The following is a 20,506-nucleotide window of genomic DNA, read 5'->3' as shown; positions in this document are numbered from 1 at the left end:
AGTTTTATAAACTTACGTCTATTATTTTTTTAATAACGATAAACAAAATAAACTTTATTTCATATAATATTAGGATAAGGATTTTATTGGTGGTGAATAGATGGAGGGAGATCATAAGAAAGAGAAACCTAAAATTGTTATTGTAGGGGCAGGACTTGCCGGATTGACCTGTGCATATAGGTTATTTAAATCTGGAATAAAGTGCAAGGTATTTGAAGCATCTGAAAGAGTAGGAGGAAGATGTTTTAGTATAAGGAACTACTTTTTAGATAATCAAATTGCTGAGCATGGAGGAGAACTAATAGATTCTGAACATAATGAAATTAAAGAGTTGGCTAAAGAGATAGGCTTAAAGTTGGAAAATCTTATTGATATCGATAAGAAAGAAAACAAGCCTTTTTATTTTTTTAATGGACAACCATATTCTTATGATGAAGCAAGTAAAGATTGGCTAAGTGTTTATCCCAGAGTTAGAAAAGATTATGAAGATGTAAAATTTCCAACACTTTATAATAAATATACAAATAGAGGATATGAATTAGATAATATATCTGTTAGGCAGTGGATTAATCAAATCATTCCAGAGGGTGTTAATTCTAATTTAGGAAGGCTATTAGATGTAGCATATTCAGTGGAGTATGGAGCAGAAACTAATACTCAAAGTGCTCTTAATATAGTAAGATTACTTGGTTCAGGAGAAGAAAATGCTTTTAATATATTTGGTAGTTCTGATAGAATGTATCATATTAAAGGGGGAAATGATCAGCTCCCAGGAAGATTATATAGGGCACTCCCGAAAGGAACTGTTAAATTTAAGACGCAACTTTTATCTATATCGAAGGTGAAATATGATAAATACAAATTAGTATTTCAAAGTGCGTGTAAGGTAGCAAGTGTGCTTGCAGATATAGTGGTTTTAGCTATTCCTTTTAGTGTTCTTAAGCTCAGCGTTAACTATGATAAAGCTGGTTTTAGTGAATTGAAAAAACAGGCTATAGATGAACTGGCCATGGGAACTAATACAAAATTAAATGTACAGTTTACAAGCAGATATTGGAGAAGAGTTAATAATAACGGTACTACTTATTGTAATATTGGATATCAAGTTACAAGGGAGGGAAGTTGTGGACAGTTAGGAACTAAGGGGATACTTGTTAATAATACAGGAGGAAAAATTGGTGCTTCTTATAATAATCAAGAGTATATAAAACAATATGTAGAAACGTTTATTAATAGATTAGATAGAGTTATACCAAGGCGTAATGCTAAATGGAATGGAAAAGCCATATTAGATTATTGGACTGGTAATCGTTGGACATTAGGGTCATATCCGTATTATAAGTTAGGACAATATACAAAATTTGCAGGAGTAGAAGGTGAAAGTGAAGGTAATTGCTTTTTTGCAGGTGATCAAACCTCTATATATTATCAAGGATATATGAATGGAGCAGTTGAAAGCGGAGAGAGAGTATGTAAAGAGATCTTAGAAAGAATAAGATAGAGCGATATATAAGTAATTAAAGAAAAAGCATGCTTAAATATACAAATGTATAATTCAAGATGCTTTTCTTTTTATATAGTTTATTTTAAAATATGTTTTGGTAGTAAGTAAGCTCCAATCATAAAAATTATACCTACTAATAGTAAACCTAAATATCCAGTATTAAAAACTGAAGGATATTTATCAGATATATTAAATAGAGTTAGCTTTCCTAGATTTAACATATCAAATAATCCTATATTTTTTAGTGGACCATAGGACATAGTAAATGCAAATGCACCAACTAATCCTCCGATAACAGCAGAAATTGCTTTTTTAACTCCTTTGCTACCTATAGAACCAATACATGTACCAGGACAAGTACCTATAGAGCCAAAGGCAATACCAAATATTAATCCACCTATAATAACTCCTAAATTCATAGTTTTAATAGATAAATGTGATACATCAAATATTCCTAACATTGCTGTCAGTGAAAGTAAAGCACTAGAAAAACCTATAGCAAATAAAATTATTTTGGCTAAAGATAAATCTTCAAGTCTTAACATTTTTAATATATTTTTAAAACCAGTAGCTCCTACATATGCAAGTGCAAAACCAAAGAAACCACCAAGTAATATTGCTAATAATATTTTCATTTTAAATAACCTCCCTACTTAGATTTATTCTTAAGATGTTTTACTATTAGTGAGGATGGTATTGCTGTGGCAAAAACAGAAGCAGCGAACACATAACCACTAACACTTCCTTGCATCATTCCACTCATCATATGACCACTTGTGCATCCATCTGCCATTCTAGCTCCATATAGTAATAAGAATCCTCCAATAAAGCTTGGAGCATAATTTTTAATAAAACTTGTATCATCTCCCAATTCGCATACTTTCAAATTAGAGCTTGTATCAAGTGCTTCAGATTTCTTTCTTCTTTTTAATAACTCATATCCTATATAACCGCCAACTGGAATAGCTAAAACAAATATAAAGTCATAATTTAAAGGATGTTTTATAGCTTTTGCCAGTTTCCCATCGTTTTTATCGTAATAGGCATTTGCACTACTATAACCAGATTCTCTTAATGGGTCTTCTACTATAACATTTTTATCAATTGAACTATGAATGATTCCAGATAATACTGAGAATTGAGTAGATACACCTATTGGTTTAACTAAAAATATTGCTATGAAAAATGAAAAGCCTAATATTAAAGCGCCTTTTATCCAATTATTTTTACTCATATTTTTTCCTACTAGACATTTATTTAATAACTGTTTAAAAGTATATACAGAATTGAGAGTATTTTCTGTGATATAATCACAGATGATACTAGTTATTATATATTTTGGGTAATTTATAGATAAATTATTATTCAAAAAATTGATTGCAAAAAAAGTAACTTAAGTAGTAAGTCACCTCTTAGGATTATCTTATTTTAATATGAGAAGTTCTAGGAGGTTATTTTTATTTTTGAAAATACACTAAAGAATTTTAAAATTTATTATCAAAAAAGTGATATAGAAGATAGAATTGTAACTTGAAAAAGTTTCTACACATATTATGTGTTATAGAAGTTATATATTATAAAAGCAAAAATTAAAGGGATAGGGGGAATGCTTATGATGAACACCTTGATGATATGTGGATTGGTTTTACTTATTTCTATAACAACTAGTAAGGTTTTATATAAATTTGGTGTGCCTATATTATTAATTTTTATAGTGCTAGGTATGTTATTTGGCTCTGATGGCATTGTAGGAATATATTTTGCAAATTACAATTTAACAAATGAGATTTGTTCAATAGCTCTTGTATTGATAATGTTCTATGGAGGGTTTGGAACTAATTGGAAGGTTGCTAAACCGTCATTAAAGCCTGCTCTTTTGATGTCTACAGGAGGAGTAATAATAACCACACTACTTACAGGTACATTTGCATACTTTATTTTAAAGGTTAGTATATTGGAAGGATTGCTTATTGGAGCAGTAGTATCATCTACAGATGCAGCATCTGTTTTTGCAATATTGAGATCACAAAAGTTAAATTTAGAAGGGTCTTTAGCATCGTTGTTAGAAGTTGAAAGTGGAAGTAATGACCCTACAGCATATATGATTACTATATCAATTCTAACTATAATGAGTAGTGGAGCAGTAAATGGAATAATTTTAATTATAATTAAACAAATAATATTTGGAGTTTTAATTGGAGTTATATTAGCTAAAATTGCAGTTTTTGTACTTAGAAATGTTGACTTTGAAATAAGGGGATTTGATAGCATATTTATAACAGCTATAGCTATACTTGCATATGCGGTGAGTGAATGGTTAGGTGGTAATGGATATTTAAGTGTATATTTAGCAGGAGTAATAATTGGTAATAGTAAGATTCCACATAAAAAGAATCTATTTTATTATTTTGATGGAGTATCATGGATAATGCAAATAGCATTATTTTTCTTGCTAGGTTTATTGGCATTTCCATCAAAATTTCCACAAGTTATAGGTATTTCTATAGCTATATCAATATTTTTAATATTTATTGCAAGACCTGCAGCTACATTTTTAATATTGAAGCCGTTTGGATATTCAACAAGGGAAAAATTATTTGTATCATGGGTAGGACTAAGAGGAGCAGCGTCATTAGTTTTCGCTATATATGCAATGACTTATGGTGTAAAAATAGAAAATGACATATTTCATATAATATTTTTCGTTGCACTATTTTCAGTAGCAATTCAAGGAACATTAATACCTAAGTTAGCAAAAAAACTTGATTTAGTAGATAACAGTAGTCCAGTTTTAAAAACATTTAATGATTATACAGGAGAGATGAGTAGTAAGTTAATAGAATTGAATATAACTAAGGAAAGTAAGTGGGTTAATAAAATTATTATGGATGCCGATATACCAAATGAAATACTTATAGTAATGATTAAAAGAAATGATGAGATTATAATTCCAAAGGGAGCTAGCATTATAAAAGAAGGAGATATTCTAGTTTTAAGTGGAGAAGGAATAGAAAATTTAGAAGTTGTATAAACTTAGCTAATTTAAAATAAATTAAAAAAGGTCTTAGGAAAAATATTATCCTAAGGCTTTTTTTATTGATATATTTAAATATGTATTTTTTTGAATAAGTTACCTTAGAGAATGGAAATATAATCTTGAAGTATAAAAATTATAGAGAGGTAAGAGCTTATGAATGAAAAATCAACTAATGATAAAAAGTACAATGTAGTTGCGATTGCGAGCGTATTCCTTTTAGGTGCATTTGTATGTTTCTTAAATAGTACATTTATGAATGTTGCTCTTTCTGATATTATGAAAGATTTAAATATAAGTGTATCTACAGCACAGTGGTTAAGTACAGGTTATATGCTTGCAACTGGTATCATAATTCCTTTTACAGCATTCCTTATAGATAGATTTACAAATAGAACTTTATTTTTTGTATCTATAGGTTTATTTACTGTAGGAACTGTTGTAGGAGCTTTTGCGACTAACTTTCCAATGCTTCTTACAGCAAGGCTTATACAAGGTGTAGCTAGTGGAATAATAGTTCCATTAATGCAAACGGTATTTTTGAATATGTTTCCAATAGAAAAAAGAGGATTTGCAATGGGAATAGTAGGAGTTGTAATAGGATTTGCACCTGCTATAGGGCCAACGTTATCAGGATGGATAATAAATAGCTATCCTTGGAGATACTTATTTTATGTAACATTACCTTTTGCAGTAATAGATTTAGTGATTGGAATTTTCCTTCTTAAGAATGTAACGCCAACTAGAAAGGTATCATTTGATATTATTTCATTTATAGGGGCTGCTGTAGGTTTTGGAGCATTGTTATTTGGATTTAGTAATGCTGGAAATTATGCTTGGAGCGATAAAAATGTATATATTCCACTTATTATAGGGATAGTTTTTCTTATAATATTTGTTTGGAGACAATTAACAATGAAAGAACCTATGCTAGATTTAAGTGTATTTAAAAGTAGTATATTTACATTCTCAACAATAATAGTAATGATTGTTTATGCAGCAATGATTTCATCAGAACTTATAATTCCTATGTTCTTAGAAAATGTTAAAGCAGAAAGTGCTCTTAGAAGCGGTTTAACACTTATGCCCGGAGCTATAGTAATGGTTATAATGAATCCTGTAACAGGTACTCTTTTTGATAAATATGGTGCTAGATACCTTGCATTAGGAGGTCTAGCAATACTTACACTTGGAACATTCGGATTTTCATTTTTAAAAGTAGATACATCAATAACTTATGTAATTATTGTTTATGCTATAAGAATGTTAGGAATAGCTATGCTTTTGATGCCGCTTACAACGTCAGGATTAAATTCATTAAATAGAGAGCTTTATGCTCATGGTAACGCAGCCAATAATACATTAAGACAAGTAGCAGGATCAATAGGAACATCAATAATAGTTACATTAATGAGTAAATCTGCTGCATCATCAGGATTAACAAATCCTCTAGAAGCACAGGTTCATGGTATGAATGTATCTTTTACATTAATAGCAGCATTAACATTATTAGGACTTATAATAGCATTTTTTGTAGTTAAAAAGAAAGAAGTAAAAGTTACAGATTAGTAGACATATAAATTAATGAATTTCTTATAAAACTTTAGACTGCCTTAAGGTTAATTATATGATAAAATTAGCTTTGAGACAGTCTTATATAATTAATAATGATATTGTAAAGTTTAATATTAAAAATATATTAGACTTTATAGTAATTAGAACTTAGGGGGATAATATGAGTAAGCCAAAGGTAGCATTTATATGTGTACATAATTCTTGTAGATCACAAATGGCAGAAGCTTTAGGTAAGCTATTTGGAAGTGAAGTTTTTGAAAGCTACTCAGCAGGAACAGAAATAAAACCACAAATAAATCAAGATGCTGTGAGAATAATAGAAGATTTATATAATGTTAATATGAATAAAACACAAAAATCAAAGTTATTAAGTGATATTCCTGAAATTGATATAGCTATAAAAATGGGATGTAACGTAGTTTGTCCATACTTAAAAGCAAAACATACTGAAGATTGGGGATTAGAAGACCCAACAGGAAAATCAGATGAAGAGTTTATAAAGATAGCAAAAACTATTGAAGCTAAAGTTAAAGACTTAGCAGAAAGAATTAAAAATAATAATCTATAAATAATATAAAGGTATTTACAGTAAAAATGATATAATAAAAGCCGGAAAAAATGAACTAACAAAGTCTATTTGATAGAGTATAGTTCAATTTGCCGGCTTTTTAATTAGCATTATTTTAATTTGCTAAAGTCATGATTAATTATTTCTAATAATTTAAATTTATCATTTTCAAATTCAAATTTTAGTATACAACAGTTGCCAAGCCTTTCTTTTTGGTCAACATCGCTAGTATGAGCCCAGTATCTCATAAATTGACGGCAAGCAGCTCCGTGAGAAACAGCTAAAACAGTATTATGGTCATCATTTTTCATAATAGAGTAGAGTGTTTCAGCAACTCTATTTCTTAATTCAAATTCATCCTCACCACCGTATTTAACAAAAAAATCTCCATAAGGTAATGGTGGATTTAAGTCTTCACTTTCTCCTTCAAATGTACCAAAATTCCATTCTTTAAGACCTTTTACTCTTTTATATGGAGTGTTAGAAACGTATTCCAAGGTGTCGCAAGCTCTTTCAGATGTAGATGAGTAGGCATGATCAAAAGTTATATTATTTGCTTTGAAATATTCTCCGGCTATGGTAGCTTGTCTAATTCCAAGGTTAGTTAATGGAGAATCACACCATCCCTGGACTTTTCGTCTAACATTAAAAAGTGTTTGCCCATGTCTCATTAAGTATAATATTTTTTTCATAAATTCATCCCCATTTTAATATATTATAGTTTAATTTATATTTAGAAAGACCATTAAATGAATTACCTTATTCAATACTAATGAATAAGGTAATTCATTTAATTTTAGATAATTGTCTAGATTCTCTATCTAATAAAATTTGTAAATATGTGAGCTTCTTTTTCTGGTAATCCAAATTGTTCTTTGCCTAATTGAATACTTTTCATTAAAAATGCCATATTTTTACCTAATGTACGCATTGTTTGCATTCCTTCTAAGTCTTTTTTTACTTCTTCAGCAGAATTACCATGTACCATATTCCAATACTGACTTGATGCAATTGGCATACCTGAGATCGTAAAATATTTATTAATTTCATCAAATGTAGCAGTACTTCCACCTCTACGGCAACTTACTACAGCAGCTCCTACTTTCATTCTTTTATCAATGGACATGCTACTATAAAACAGGCGGTCAATAAAAGAAATAAGCGTTCCATTTGCTGAAGCATAATATACAGGCGAACCTATTACTATACCATCACATTCATTTAATTTTGGAGCGACTTCATTAACTATGTCATTAAATACACATTTACCTTTTGTCCTACATTGACGACATGCGATACAACCTCTAATATCTTTATTTCCTACATGGACGATATCTGTTTCAATACCTTCTTGATTTAAGGTTTTAGAGACTTCTTCTAATGCTGTATAAGTACATCCTTTAGCATTTGGACTTCCATTTATCAGTAATACTTTCATTTATATATCCTCCTATCTAACTAGACTTGCTAACATTTCTACAGATGATGCTTCTTGATGATTAAAGAAAGAGCTTTCTTTTTTATCTAAACAAGATATTTTATTCATATCATCTTCATTTAATTCGAAATTGAAAATATCAATATTTTGTAACATTCTTTCTTTATTAACTGTTTTAGATAGTGGAACAATTCCTCTTTGAAGTAACCATCTTAGAATAACTTGAGCTACAGATTTATTGTATTTATCTCCAATAGCTTTCAATTCTGGATTAGTAAACATTCCATTTCTTCCTTCAGCAAATGGTGCCCATGCCTGCAACTGAACTCCATACTTTTCATTAACTTTTTGTGCTTCTATTTGTTGATGAAATGGGTTGACCTCAATTTGATTAACGGCTGGTACTATTTCGTTAAATAAGGATAAGTCAACTAAACGGTCAGGATAAAAGTTCGATACTCCTATAGCTTTTATTTTTCCTTCTTTGTATAGATCTTGCATAGCTCTATATGTTCCATAATAGTCATTTAAGGGTTGATGAATAAGTACTAAATCTAAATAGTCTAATTTCATTTTATTTAAAGATTCTTCAATAGATTTCTTTGCTTTTTCATATCCAGCATTACTAATCCATACTTTAGTTGTTATAAACAAATCTTCTCTAGGTATAGATGATTCCATAATAGCTTCTCCTACTGCTTCCTCATTACCATAAGCTTGAGCAGTATCAATTAAACGATAGCCCACATCAATAGCATCTTTTACCACTCTTACACATTCTTCTTTTTCAGGAATTTGAAAAACCCCAAAACCAACTGATGGCATTTTAATTTCATTATTTAAAGTTACATAGTTCATTATTTATCACTCCTTGAATTTTAACAATATTTGCCTTACAATTTAATAGTGTAGCACCCGGTAGCAACTACCGTGCAATAGTTTTTTGTAAATATTTTATAGTTTTGGAGGAAAATTTTATGTACACAATGAAAGAGGTTAGTAAGCAAGTTGGGATATCATATGAAACATTAAAGTATTATTGTAAAGAAGGCTTAGTGCCTAATGTAAAAAGAGATAAAAATAATTATCGTATTTTTGATGAAAAAAATGTTGCATGGTTAAAGGGACTACAATGTTTAAAGAAATGTGGTATGAGTATTAAAGATATGAAATTATATATGAATTATTGCTTACAAGGACCGTCTACAATTCCAGAAAGAAAAGAGATGCTTAATAAATCAAAAGAAGCGTTATTAAATCAAATTAAAGAAATTAATGAGTGTATTAATTTTATTGATAATAAACAAGCTTTCTATGACGGTGTACTTACTGGAAAAATAGAATATGAAAGTAATTTAATTGATGTAGAAGATTAGTAAGAAGATTATTTGAAAATTTTATTATACAAATTATTTGTTATATACAAAAATAATAGATAAAAACAGCTCTAAACAGTGTAAAATACTATGTTTAGAGCTGTAATGCTTTAAAGATTAATTTTATAAAATATTAAATTTTTTATTTTATATAAGCAAAATTAAAAAATTCAATCATATTTACTAAATGAGTACTTTAATAATTTATATTTAAATTTCTAGAAATTTCATAGGAGCAATATGGTCAATGAGCTTATAAAGGAAATTAAAACAAGAAGCAACATAATTGATGTTGCAAAATTAGTAGGTATAAATCTTAATAGAGCTAATAAATGTTTATGTCCATTTCATTCTGAAAACACACCATCTTTCAGCATATCTGAAAAGAAACAAATATTTAAATGCTTTGGATGTGGAGAAACGGGAGATTCAATAACTCTTGTATCTAAGATACTTAATATAAAGCCATATAAAGCAGCACAATATATAAATGATTCTTTAGCATTAGGTCTTAATTTAAGTAAGAATAAATGCAAATCTGAATTTAAATTCCCAAATAAGTACAAGCAAAAAATGCTTATATTAGAAGAATTCAAAAGAGTAGAAAATGAAATATTTATTTTGCTAAGCGATTATAGAAGATACCTAGCAGAAAAGAATGATGATGAGACAGCAATGATGTTAGAACAAATAGATTATTACCTAGATATTTTTATAGAAGGAGATGAAAGAGACAAGCTACAATTTTTAATAAATAATAAGAAAATAATAAACAAGCTTAGAATGGGAGGAAATTATATTGAATAATAATTTTGCTGATGAATTAATTAATTTAGGTTTTATGGAAAGTTTAATCTTGAATATGGGTAAAAATGAGATTATTGATAAAAAGAATTTTGAGTATATTTATTCAATAGATGATGAAGTTGAGCGAGAGATTATTTTAGCTAAGCTTTTTAATAGAGCTTCTGATTTAAATATTACTAAACAGTTTAAGGCTGTGGAAAAGGCTTATAAGAAGCAACAGATGAAAGATATTAAGCCTAAGGAAAGTAATAATTTTATAGATTTTTCTAATCCACCATTAGAGGACTTACAATGTGGAGAGTGGATTGCAGATGATAGTGGTGTATGGAAAACAGAATTGAAGAATATTCAACAAGTAAAAGAAGTAGCTTGTCCCCACCCTATATTACCAGTAGAGAGGCTTGTAAATATAGAAACTGGTATGGAGAAGGTTAAGATTGCTTTTTATAAGGATAATATTTGGAAGGAGGTTGTTATCGAAAGAAGTGTAATTGCAAATAAATCTATTATAATAAACATTGCTGATAGAGGAATAGGCGTAAATTCAAACAATGCAGGCAATTTAGTCACATATATAACAGATGTATTAGATACAAATGTGGATAAGATACCTGTATCAAGAAGTATAAGCAAAGTAGGATGGATAGATAAAGAGTTTTCACCATATGCAGAAAATTTAAAATATGATGGAGATATTGCTTTTAAAGAAGTTTACGATAGTATAAAAGAAAAAGGAGATTATGAAGCTTGGAAAAGCTTTTGTATAAAGCTACGAAGTGAAAGTAAAATCGTAAAAATACTTATGGCGGCTTCTTTTGCTAGCTGTTTACTTAAAATAACAGGAACGTTACCTTTTATTATACATCTTTGGGGAGGTACTGGAGCAGGGAAAACTGTTGGATTAATGGTAGCTATGAGTATATGGGGTGACCCCTCGTTAGGCAAGCTTGTTAAGACATTAAATTCCACAGCAGTAGCTATGGGAAGATACGCTTCTTTTATGAATAGCTTACCAATAGCCTTTGATGAGCTTCAGATTATAAAAGATAAATATGAAAGCTTTGATTCTTTAATAATGCAACTTACTGAAGGTATAGATAGAAGTAGAGGTAAGTCTTATGGTGGCGTTGATGTTCAGGGGACTTGGCAAAATATATTTATGTTTTCTGGTGAAGAGCCAATAGTTCAAGAAAACTCTGGTGGAGGTGTTAAAAATAGAGTTATCGAAATAGAAGCAAAAGAAAGTGTAATAGAAGATGGGAATTATACGGCAAACTTTGTAAGAGAAAATTACGGTTTTGCTGGAAAAGACTTTATAGATAACTTAATTACTAATAAAGAGGTTAACATAATATACTCTGAATTTATTAAGATGGTGCAAGAAAGTTCAGATATTACAGATAAACAAGTATTAAGCACAGCAGCAATTCTTTTAGGGGATGAGCTTAGCAACTTTATATTTGGAGATGAAAAACTAGAAATTAGTGACATAACAGAATTTATTCCTAAAAATAGCGAGAAAGATGTTACTAAAAACATATATGACCTAATACTAGATTGGATTGGGCAGAATATTAATAAATTTAAAGAAAATGAAAGTGGTGAAATATGGGGTAAATTAGACAATATAAAGAAAGAATGTTTTATAAATAAAACAGTATTAATGAAAATGCTAAATTCACATAGGATTAATTTTAATGCAGTTAAAGATAAGTTGTACAAGGTAGGGCTTATAACCAAGAATTCACAGGGAAGATATGTACATCAAACAAGAATATTTGGAGCTATGACAAACTGTATCAAATTAAATATAGCAATAGAGGATGAAGAGGAAATAAAAAGAGATTTTAAAGAGAGAGAAGTTTCTAATAAATCTGCATTAATAGCTTTTGACTTACATTGACTTACGTTGACTTACATGACTTCTTAGGTATGTAAGTCATAGCTAAACACTTATCATCACTAGGTTTACAAAGAAAAAGTTATTAATGACTTACATGACTTACCTAATTAGAGATATATATTTTTATGGAAAATTTTTTTATTTATTGAAAAATATATAGATAATGTATATAGGATTTACGTAAGTCATGTAAGTCACTAGTGATTTCAAGGGCTAAGACCAGCTTCTTACGTAAGTCAAAGGTAAGAAAAATGTAAGTCAAGATATAAAAACTAGGTTATAGCTATGAGAATTTTATAAAAGAGTTATCTTTACAAATATTAAAATAAAGGGACGAATATTAATACTTGCTAATAGGGAGTAATTAGTTACTCAATTTTATATTGGTTTTACAGTAAACAACAAATAGAGGTGATGGAGAAAGACTTAATGATGTCTTTGAAAAGATAATTTTTCAAAAAGATATAAGATGGTCTATATTTTAATAAAATAAATTAGATTCACTTAACCTATGATATAATTTAAATATTAAAGTAGAAATTTGGAGGAAAATATGATTACAGGCGAATTAAGAAGTAAAGTTGATAAAATATGGGAAACATTTTGGACTGGAGGTATAACTAACCCATTAGAGGTAATAGAACAATTTACATATCTTTTATTTATTAAAGGTCTTGATGATAAGGAAATTGTTAAGGAAAATGATGCTGTACTTTTAGGTATAGATTTTGATAGGACTTTTCCAGAAGATAAACAACAATTAAGATGGAGCAAGTTTAAGAATTTTGAAGCAGGAGAAATGTATAAGGTAGTATCTGAAGAGGTATTTCCTTTTATAAAAAATCTTCACAATAATGCAGATTCAGCTTATGCAAAGTATATGGGAGATGCAATATTTAAGATTCCAACTCCACTTATGCTAAGTAAGATAGTTGATGGTATTGATAATATAGATATGGAGGATGATAAAGATACTAAAGGTGACCTTTATGAATATTTACTTTCAAAGGTTGCCACAGCAGGTACTAATGGGCAGTTTAGAACTCCAAGACATATTATCGATATGATAGTTAAGCTTATGAAGCCAACTCCTGAAGATATAATAGTTGATCCAGCAGCAGGTTCAGCAGGGTTCTTAGTATCTTCTCAGGCTTACTTAAGAGAAAATCATCCTGAACTTTTCTTAGTTCAAGGTTTAAAGGAGCATTTTAATAATGGAATGTTCTATGGTTTTGATATGGATAGAACTATGCTTAGAATCGGTGCTATGAATATGATGCTTCATGGTGTTGATAATCCTAATATTGAATATAAGGATTCATTATCAGAAGTAAATACAGATAAAGATAAGTTTACTTTAGTTCTTGCAAATCCTCCATTTAAGGGAAGTTTAGACTATGAAGCAGTATCAGCAGATTTACTTAAGACAACTAAAACAAAGAAAACTGAGCTTTTATTCTTAGCGTTATTCTTAAGAATTTTAAAGACAGGTGGAAGATGTGCTTCAATAGTTCCAGATGGAGTTTTATTTGGTTCAACAGGAGGACATAAATCTATAAGAAAAGAAATAGTAGAAAACCATAAGCTAGAAGCTATTATCTCAATGCCATCAGGAGTATTTAAACCATATGCAGGAGTATCTACAGCAATTATGATATTCACAAAGACAGGTACAGGCGGAACAGATAAAGTATGGTTCTATGATATGAAAGCTGACGGATATTCATTAGATGATAAGAGAAATCCAATAGAAGATAATGACATTAATGATATAGTAGAAAGATTCAGCAACCTAGATAAAGAAGTAGATAGAAAAAGAACAGAGCAAAGCTTCTTTGTACCAGTAGAAGAAATAAGAGATAACGGATATGATTTATCAATAAATAAATACAAAGAAATAGAATACGAAGAAGTTCACTACGACTCACCACAAGAAATAATGCTAAGAATAAGAGAACTAGAAATGGAAATCACTGCTGGAATTGAAGAGTTAGCAGAGATGATTGGGGAGTAGAGGTATGGAGTATATTAAAATAAAGGACCTTTTTAAAATAACAAAAGGAAAGAAGGTAGAACAAGTAGAAGAAAGAACGGATTCTTCCATAAGATTTATTCAAATAGATGATTTAAGAAATGATATTAACTTAAAATATTGTGAAAATGATAAAAAGTATGTAATAGTGAATAAAGAGGATATTATTATAGCTTGGGATGGAGCTAATGCTGGGACTATAGGATTTGGTTTAGAAGGAGCTATAGGAAGTACACTAGCTAAGTTAACTAAAGATAATAATGAAATGGATACAGAATTTTGCGGGTTATTTCTTAGAAGTAAATCAGCGTATTTAAGAGAGAAATGCACAGGTGCTACTATACCACATATACAGAGAGAGTCTTTAGAAGAATTAGAGATACCTAAGTTACCGTTAGAAATTCAAAAAAAAATTAAAAATATTATAAATAAAGCACAAGAATTAATAGATAAAAGAAAAGAACAAATAGAAGCTTTAGACGAATTAGTTAAATCACAATTTATCGAGATGTTTGGTGATCCAGTTACTAATTCAAAGGGATGGGAAAAAGAGAAGCTAAATGAGTTAGGTGAGTTAGCAAGAGGGAAATCTAAACATAGACCAAGAAATGCTCCAGAATTATTAGGTGGTCCATATCCTTTAGTTCAAACAGGAGATATTGCAAATGCAGGTATATATTTGAAAGAATATACACAGACTTATTCAGAATTTGGACTTAAGCAGAGTAAAATGTGGGATAAAGGAACGTTATGTATTACTATTGCTGCTAACATTGCAAAAACAAGTATATTAACTTTTGACGCTTGTTTCCCAGATAGTGTAGTTGCTTTCATTCCAAATGAAAAAACTAATAATATGTTTATTCAATTTTGGATGTCATTCTTGCAAAAAATATTGGAAGATTCAGCACCAGAGTCAGCACAAAAGAATATAAACCTTAAAATATTGAGTGAACAAAAAGTTATTGTACCACCAATAGAGCTTCAAAATCAATTTGCTGATTTCGTTGAACAAGTCGATAAATTAAAACTTGAAATGGAAAAGAGTTTAAATGAATTAGAAGATAACTTTAATTCATTAATGCAAAAAGCATTCAAAGGAGAGTTATTTTAATTGATAAGATATTAACTTAATAAAAATATATAGGGGGATAAATGGAATTAATAAAAACGATAGTAGATAAGTTTAAAATTAAAGAGCTTGTTGGAGTAGTATTTTTTACAACATTATTAATAACTATATTACCTAAAAATATAATAGAATTGATGTATCTAGGAGAGTTTAAAGAAAAGTATCAAGTATATATTAGTTTAGGACTTATTATAGCATCTGCATATTATATATTAAGTATAATAGTATTTATAAGTGAGATGATGGTTAGTAAATTAATAAATTCAAAGAAAATAGCTATTAAATATATGAAAAATCAAATTAGCCCCGATGAGATGCAACTAATTATTAAAACATTTTATGATGATACAAATAAGATATTTAAATCATCAGGATATATAAGTTATTCGGATGGAAGAAAGGCTGCTTTAGAGAATAAGAAAATAATATATTTAGCATCAACTATTAGTAGGAGTGGTTCAAGTTTTGCGTATAATTTACAACCATATGCTAGAGAATTTCTAAATAAAAATTTAAAATATGGAAATATAAAGATAAATAATGACTTATTAGAATATAATTTATCATAGAAAAAAGTGATGTTTATAAACTTTAAGATAAGTCAACAATTTAAACTAAAGATAAAACCTATGAGGTGAATATAATGAGAAAAATTAAACCACTAAATGACTTCATTTTTAAAAAAGTGTTTGGTGAAAAAGGTAATGAAGATATCTTAATATCATTCATTAATGCAGTATTAAAAAGAACTAATAAAGAACCGATAATAGAAATTGAAATTATAGATAATAAGCAATTAACTAAAGAAGTCATAAATGATAAAACTGGTATAATAGATGTAAGAGCACGAACTGCTAAAGGTGAAAATATTGATATAGAGGTGCAGTTGACTGACCAAGGGAATATGGATAAAAGAACTTTATTCTATTGGGGAAAGATGTATCTTGAGAATATTAAACAAGGTGATGACTATACTAAGCTTGAAAAAGTAATTACAATAAACATATTAGATTTTGATTACTTAAATACGGAAGGTTATCAATCATCATTTCACCTTTGGGAGGATATTGAAAAAGATTATATGCTAACTGATATGGTTGAAATACATTTTTTAGAGTTACCTAAGTTTAGGCGTAAGCAAAATAAGAACTATAAAGATAATGCTATTGAAAGATGGTTAGCATTTTTAGAGAAGGATATACCAGAAACAACTTTGAGGGAGTTGATGAATTTGGAACCTGCTATAGAAAAGGCTGAAAAGAGAATTGAGTACTTAAGTAGTGATGAGGATACTATGAGTATTTATTGGGAAAGAGAGAGGTCGCTTCATGAAAGAGCCAATATGATTAATACTGCAGAAGCAAGAGGTAGCATGAAAGAGAAAATAAAAAATGCTATTTCTTTATTAGATATACTTGATGATGAAACTATATCAGAAAAGATAGGGTTAGATATTGATGAAGTAAAAAAATTAAGAGAAGATAACTGTAAATAAGATTTGGTGAGAGGATATCACCAAGTAAAATAAAAGAAATCCCAATTGATGATTAGGCGCCAGTATAATGTGCCTTTTTGTTTTTTTGACGATTAAAAAGTACAATCTATGATATAATTTAATTAAATACTTATCTTAGGATAATGTTAAAAAAATTAAGGGGATAATCATGGGCGGAAATTTTAAGTTTTTAAAGGATAATGATATATTTAAGAGCTTTTATACTGCATGTGTAGAAGCTGAAAAGAGTATTTTAGTAAGTCCAGCTACTTGTGCAATTCTTACTAGAAGAGCTTTGGAGTTAGCTGTTAAATGGGTATATAGCTTTGATGAGAGTTTAAATGTTCCATATCAAGATAATTTATCAAGTCTTATTTATGATAATAATTTTATTGAGACTATAGATTCAAAACTTCTACCGCTTATTAAGTACATAGTTAAGCTTGGAAATGTTGCAGTTCATACTAATTCTAATATTAAAAGAGGAGAGGCTGTTTTAGCACTTCATAATCTTCATCAATTTGTTTCTTGGATAGATTATTGTTATGGAGATTATAAGGCAGAACCATTTGACGAGGATATTTTATTAGAAGGTGAAGAGAAGAGAACTAGACCTGAAGAGCTTAAGGATCTTTATGAAAAGCTAAGTGCTAAGGATAAAAAATTAGAAGAGATTGTAAAGCAGAATGAAGATTTAAGAAAAGAGCTTTCAAAGAAGAGAGAAGCTAAAGCTAAGAATTATGATTTTAATATAGATGAAATAAGTGAATTTGAAACTAGAAAGAGATATATTGATATTGAGCTTAAGCTTGCAGGCTGGGAGTTTAATAAGGATATTGAAGAAGAGTTAGAAGTTCATGGAATGCCAAATGAAACTGGTGTGGGATTTGTTGATTATGTACTTTATGGAGCTAATGGCAAGCCTATAGCTGTTGTTGAAGCTAAGAGAAGTAGTAAAGACCCTAAAGATGGACAACAACAGGCAAAACTTTATGCTGACTGTTTAGAAAAACAGTATGGGCAAAGACCTGTAATATTCTTTACAAATGGATTTGAAACTTATATATGGGATGATTATAACAAGTATTCTGAAAGAAGAGTTTACGGATTCTTTACTAAAGATGAGCTTCAGCTTATGGTGGATAGAAGAGTTTCTAGAAAGCCTTTTAATGATGTTAAGATAAATGACAATATTTCAAACAGATATTATCAGAAGGAAGCAATAATTTCTGTATGCGAATCTTTAAGCACAAATCAAAGAAAAATGCTTTTAGTTATGGCTACAGGTTCAGGAAAGACAAGAACTGCTATCTCTATAGTAGATGTACTTGCAAAGCATAACTGGATTAAGAATGTTTTATTCTTAGCTGATAGAACTGCATTAGTTAAACAGGCTAAGAACAACTTTTCAAAGTTATTGCCAGACCTTTCATTATGTAATCTTTTAGATAATAAGGATAATCCAGAAGAATCAAGAATGATATTTTCAACTTATCCTACAATGATGAATGCTATAGATGATACAAAGACTAAGGACGGTAAGAAGTTATTCACTCCTGGTCATTTTGATTTAATAATAGTAGACGAATCACATAGAAGTATTTATAAAAAGTATAGAGCTATATTCGATTACTTTGATTCTATGCTTTTAGGGTTAACGGCTACCCCTAAGGATGAAATAGATAAAAATACTTATTCAATTTTTGACCTTGAAAGTGGTGTGCCTACCTTTGCTTATGAATTAGAGAAAGCAGTTCAAGATAAATATCTTGTTGATTATAAAACTTTAGAAGTTAAGTCTAAGGTTATGGAAGATGGTATTAAATATGATGAGTTATCTGAAGAAGATAAAGCACAGTTTGAAGATACTTTTGATGATGATGATAATGTAGATAAAGAGATATCAAATTCAGCTATAAATAACTGGTTATTCAATGAAAAAACTATTGATATAGTATTAAATAAGCTTATTGATAATGGTTTAAGAGTTGAAGGTGGAGATAAGTTAGGGAAGACTATTATCTTTGCAAAGAGCCATAGACATGCACAGGCTATAGTTGATAGATTTAATAAAATATATCCTGAGTATGGTGCAAACTTTATGAAGGTTGTGGATTATAGCATTAAATATGTTGATACTATTATTGATGATTTTTCAGATAAGAATAAGGAACCACAGGTAGCTGTATCTGTTGATATGCTTGATACAGGAATCGATATACCTGAAATATTAAATCTTGTATTTTTTAAAAAAGTAAGAAGTAAATCAAAGTTCTGGCAGATGATAGGTAGAGGTACAAGGCTTTGTGAAGATTTATTAGGTGTAGGTCTAGATAAAGAGGAATTCTTAATCTTTGATTTCTGTAATAACTTTGAATTCTTTAGAGCTAATCCAAAAGGCTTTGATGGAGCTTTAGGCGAATCTCTAACGGAAAAGATTTTTAATAAAAAAGTTGAAATAATAAAAGAGTTACAAGATATAAGATATTCTGATGAAGAATATCAAAGTTATAGAAAAGAATTATTAGATGCTGTTTTAAAATCAGTAGAAAGCTTAAATGAAGATAACTTCAGGGTAAGAATGAATTTAAGTTCAGTCCATAAATATAAGAATAGAGAAAGATGGAATGCTCTTGGAAGTATGGATATAAATGAGATAAAGCAGAATATCTCTCCTTTAATAACATCATTAAAAGATGATGAGTTAGCAAAAAGATTTGACTTAGTAATGTATCTAATAGAACTTGCTTATTTACAGGGAGGTAATGCAACTAAGCCTATTAGAATGGTTATAAATACAGCAGAAGACCTTTCTAAGCTTGGAACTATTCCTCAGGTTCAGGAAAAGAAGTATATTATCGAGAAAGTAAAGACAGAGGAATTCTGGGAAAGTACAGACATATTCGAGATTGAAGAAGTTAGAGATGCTTTAAGGGAATTACTAAAGTATATTCAAAGAACAGGTCAAACCATTTATTATACTAAGTTTGAAGACTTTATAGTTCATGAAGAATCAAATGATGCAATGTATAATGCTAATGACCTTAAAAATTATAGAAAAAAAGTTGAGCATTATTTAAATCAGCATAAAGATGATTTAGCTATATTTAATCTTAGAAATAATAAAAAGCTTACTAAGCAAGATTTAGAAAGTTTAGAAGCTATTATGTGGAATGAGTTAGGCTCAAATGCTGATTATGAAAAAGAATTTGGTAATATGCCTGTAAGTAAGCTTGTGAGAAAAGTATTAGGATTAGACAGGCAAGCAGCTAATGAAGCATTTTCAGAGTTTTTAAATAATGAGAATCTTAATACTAAGCAAATCCACTTTGTTAAGCTTATAGTTGATTATGTAGTTGCTAACGGATTTATAGAAGATAATAGAATCCTTCAGGAAGACCCATTTAGAACAGTAGGAAGTATAACTACGTTATTTAAGGATAACATGGATGATGCAAGAAGAATTATGAAGATTATAAATGAAATAAAATTAAATGCAGAAGTTATATAAAAAAATAATTTAAATTTACGTCACATAATTGACATAAATAAAGAGTATTATAAATCTTGTAGTAATTAATAAATTATTATGTCCCCTAAATAAATAACCTTTTGTAAAATTTTAATATTGAAAATAACCTA

The 20,506-nt window shown here is 29.1% G+C and carries 16 protein-coding genes and 1 pseudogene; 12 read left to right on the top strand and 5 right to left on the bottom strand.

What is annotated here, in order from left to right:
* Nucleotides 1-100: 100 nt before the first annotated feature.
* Nucleotides 101-1,501, top strand: coding sequence for a flavin monoamine oxidase family protein (locus tag ARA56_RS02980; protein WP_055263797.1), 1,401 nt, complete (start codon nucleotides 101-103; stop codon nucleotides 1,499-1,501).
* An 80-nt stretch (nucleotides 1,502-1,581) separates the two neighbouring features.
* On the opposite strand, the gene ARA56_RS02975 is transcribed toward ARA56_RS02980, so the two are convergent.
* Together ARA56_RS02975 and ARA56_RS02970 are read right to left on the bottom strand one after the other, a co-directional pair.
* On the bottom strand, nucleotides 1,582-2,139 hold the full coding sequence (locus ARA56_RS02975) for a hypothetical protein (RefSeq protein WP_055263795.1): 558 nt from the start codon (nucleotides 2,137-2,139) through the stop codon (nucleotides 1,582-1,584).
* Nucleotides 2,140-2,153: 14 nt separating this feature from the next.
* Nucleotides 2,154-2,738, bottom strand: coding sequence for a YeeE/YedE thiosulfate transporter family protein (locus tag ARA56_RS02970; protein ID WP_055263793.1), 585 nt, complete (start codon nucleotides 2,736-2,738; stop codon nucleotides 2,154-2,156).
* A 378-nt stretch (nucleotides 2,739-3,116) separates the two neighbouring features.
* Between ARA56_RS02970 and ARA56_RS02965 the strand changes: the two genes are divergently transcribed.
* From ARA56_RS02965 to ARA56_RS02955, 3 genes are all read left to right on the top strand, one after another.
* Nucleotides 3,117-4,535 (top strand): potassium/proton antiporter, encoded by a 1,419-nt coding sequence (locus tag ARA56_RS02965; protein ID WP_055263791.1) that lies wholly within the window; start codon nucleotides 3,117-3,119, stop codon nucleotides 4,533-4,535.
* 159 nt (nucleotides 4,536-4,694) lie between these two features.
* The gene (locus ARA56_RS02960; protein WP_055263789.1) at nucleotides 4,695-6,107 is read left to right on the top strand and encodes an MDR family MFS transporter; all 1,413 of its coding nucleotides are present in this window, start codon (nucleotides 4,695-4,697) and stop codon (nucleotides 6,105-6,107) included.
* 166 nt (nucleotides 6,108-6,273) lie between these two features.
* Nucleotides 6,274-6,681 carry an arsenate reductase/protein-tyrosine-phosphatase family protein gene (locus ARA56_RS02955; protein WP_055263787.1) on the top strand — a complete coding sequence of 136 codons (408 nt, stop codon included), beginning with the start codon at nucleotides 6,274-6,276 and terminating at the stop codon, nucleotides 6,679-6,681.
* A gap of 110 nt (nucleotides 6,682-6,791) precedes the next feature.
* Here the strand turns inward: ARA56_RS02955 and ARA56_RS02950 are convergent, their stop codons facing one another.
* The 3 genes from ARA56_RS02950 to ARA56_RS02940 form a co-directional block, all read right to left on the bottom strand.
* A complete protein-coding gene (locus ARA56_RS02950) occupies nucleotides 6,792-7,373 on the bottom strand; it encodes a histidine phosphatase family protein (protein WP_055263785.1) in 582 nt (193 codons plus the stop codon).
* 125 nt (nucleotides 7,374-7,498) lie between these two features.
* Nucleotides 7,499-8,119 (bottom strand): flavodoxin family protein, encoded by a 621-nt coding sequence (locus tag ARA56_RS02945; protein WP_055263783.1) that lies wholly within the window; start codon nucleotides 8,117-8,119, stop codon nucleotides 7,499-7,501.
* Nucleotides 8,120-8,131: 12 nt separating this feature from the next.
* The gene (locus tag ARA56_RS02940) at nucleotides 8,132-8,977 is read right to left on the bottom strand and encodes an aldo/keto reductase (RefSeq protein WP_055263781.1); all 846 of its coding nucleotides are present in this window, start codon (nucleotides 8,975-8,977) and stop codon (nucleotides 8,132-8,134) included.
* 119 nt (nucleotides 8,978-9,096) lie between these two features.
* On the opposite strand from ARA56_RS02940, the gene ARA56_RS02935 reads away from it, so the two are divergent.
* The 8 genes and pseudogenes from ARA56_RS02935 (at nucleotide 9,097) to ARA56_RS02900 (ending at nucleotide 20,375) form a co-directional block, all read left to right on the top strand.
* Entirely contained in the window at nucleotides 9,097-9,495 is a 399-nt protein-coding gene (locus tag ARA56_RS02935; protein ID WP_055263779.1) for a MerR family transcriptional regulator, read from the top strand.
* Between the two features lie 240 nt (nucleotides 9,496-9,735).
* Nucleotides 9,736-9,949 (top strand): annotated as a pseudogene (locus tag ARA56_RS17105) (CHC2 zinc finger domain-containing protein); the annotation flags it as partial.
* Between the two features lie 345 nt (nucleotides 9,950-10,294).
* Complete coding sequence (locus ARA56_RS02925; protein WP_055263775.1) at nucleotides 10,295-12,205, top strand: DUF927 domain-containing protein; 1,911 nt, start codon at nucleotides 10,295-10,297, stop codon at nucleotides 12,203-12,205.
* 553 nt (nucleotides 12,206-12,758) lie between these two features.
* A complete protein-coding gene (locus tag ARA56_RS02920; RefSeq protein ID WP_055263773.1) occupies nucleotides 12,759-14,219 on the top strand; it encodes a type I restriction-modification system subunit M in 1,461 nt (486 codons plus the stop codon).
* Between the two features lie 4 nt (nucleotides 14,220-14,223).
* Nucleotides 14,224-15,351, top strand: a complete 1,128-nt coding sequence (locus ARA56_RS02915) for a restriction endonuclease subunit S (RefSeq protein WP_055263771.1) — start codon at nucleotides 14,224-14,226, stop codon at nucleotides 15,349-15,351.
* A 41-nt stretch (nucleotides 15,352-15,392) separates the two neighbouring features.
* Complete coding sequence (locus tag ARA56_RS02910; protein ID WP_055263769.1) at nucleotides 15,393-15,938, top strand: super-infection exclusion protein B; 546 nt, start codon at nucleotides 15,393-15,395, stop codon at nucleotides 15,936-15,938.
* A gap of 74 nt (nucleotides 15,939-16,012) precedes the next feature.
* Nucleotides 16,013-16,864 (top strand): Rpn family recombination-promoting nuclease/putative transposase, encoded by an 852-nt coding sequence (locus tag ARA56_RS02905; RefSeq protein WP_242855850.1) that lies wholly within the window; start codon nucleotides 16,013-16,015, stop codon nucleotides 16,862-16,864.
* Nucleotides 16,865-17,033: 169 nt separating this feature from the next.
* On the top strand, nucleotides 17,034-20,375 hold the full coding sequence (locus tag ARA56_RS02900; RefSeq protein WP_055263767.1) for a DEAD/DEAH box helicase family protein: 3,342 nt from the start codon (nucleotides 17,034-17,036) through the stop codon (nucleotides 20,373-20,375).
* Nucleotides 20,376-20,506: the final 131 nt, after the last annotated feature.

Source organism: Clostridium disporicum, assembly GCF_001405015.1.
In the GTDB taxonomy this organism is placed as follows: domain Bacteria; phylum Bacillota; class Clostridia; order Clostridiales; family Clostridiaceae; genus Clostridium; species Clostridium disporicum_B.
This window is presented reverse-complemented; position numbering and strand designations above follow the sequence as displayed.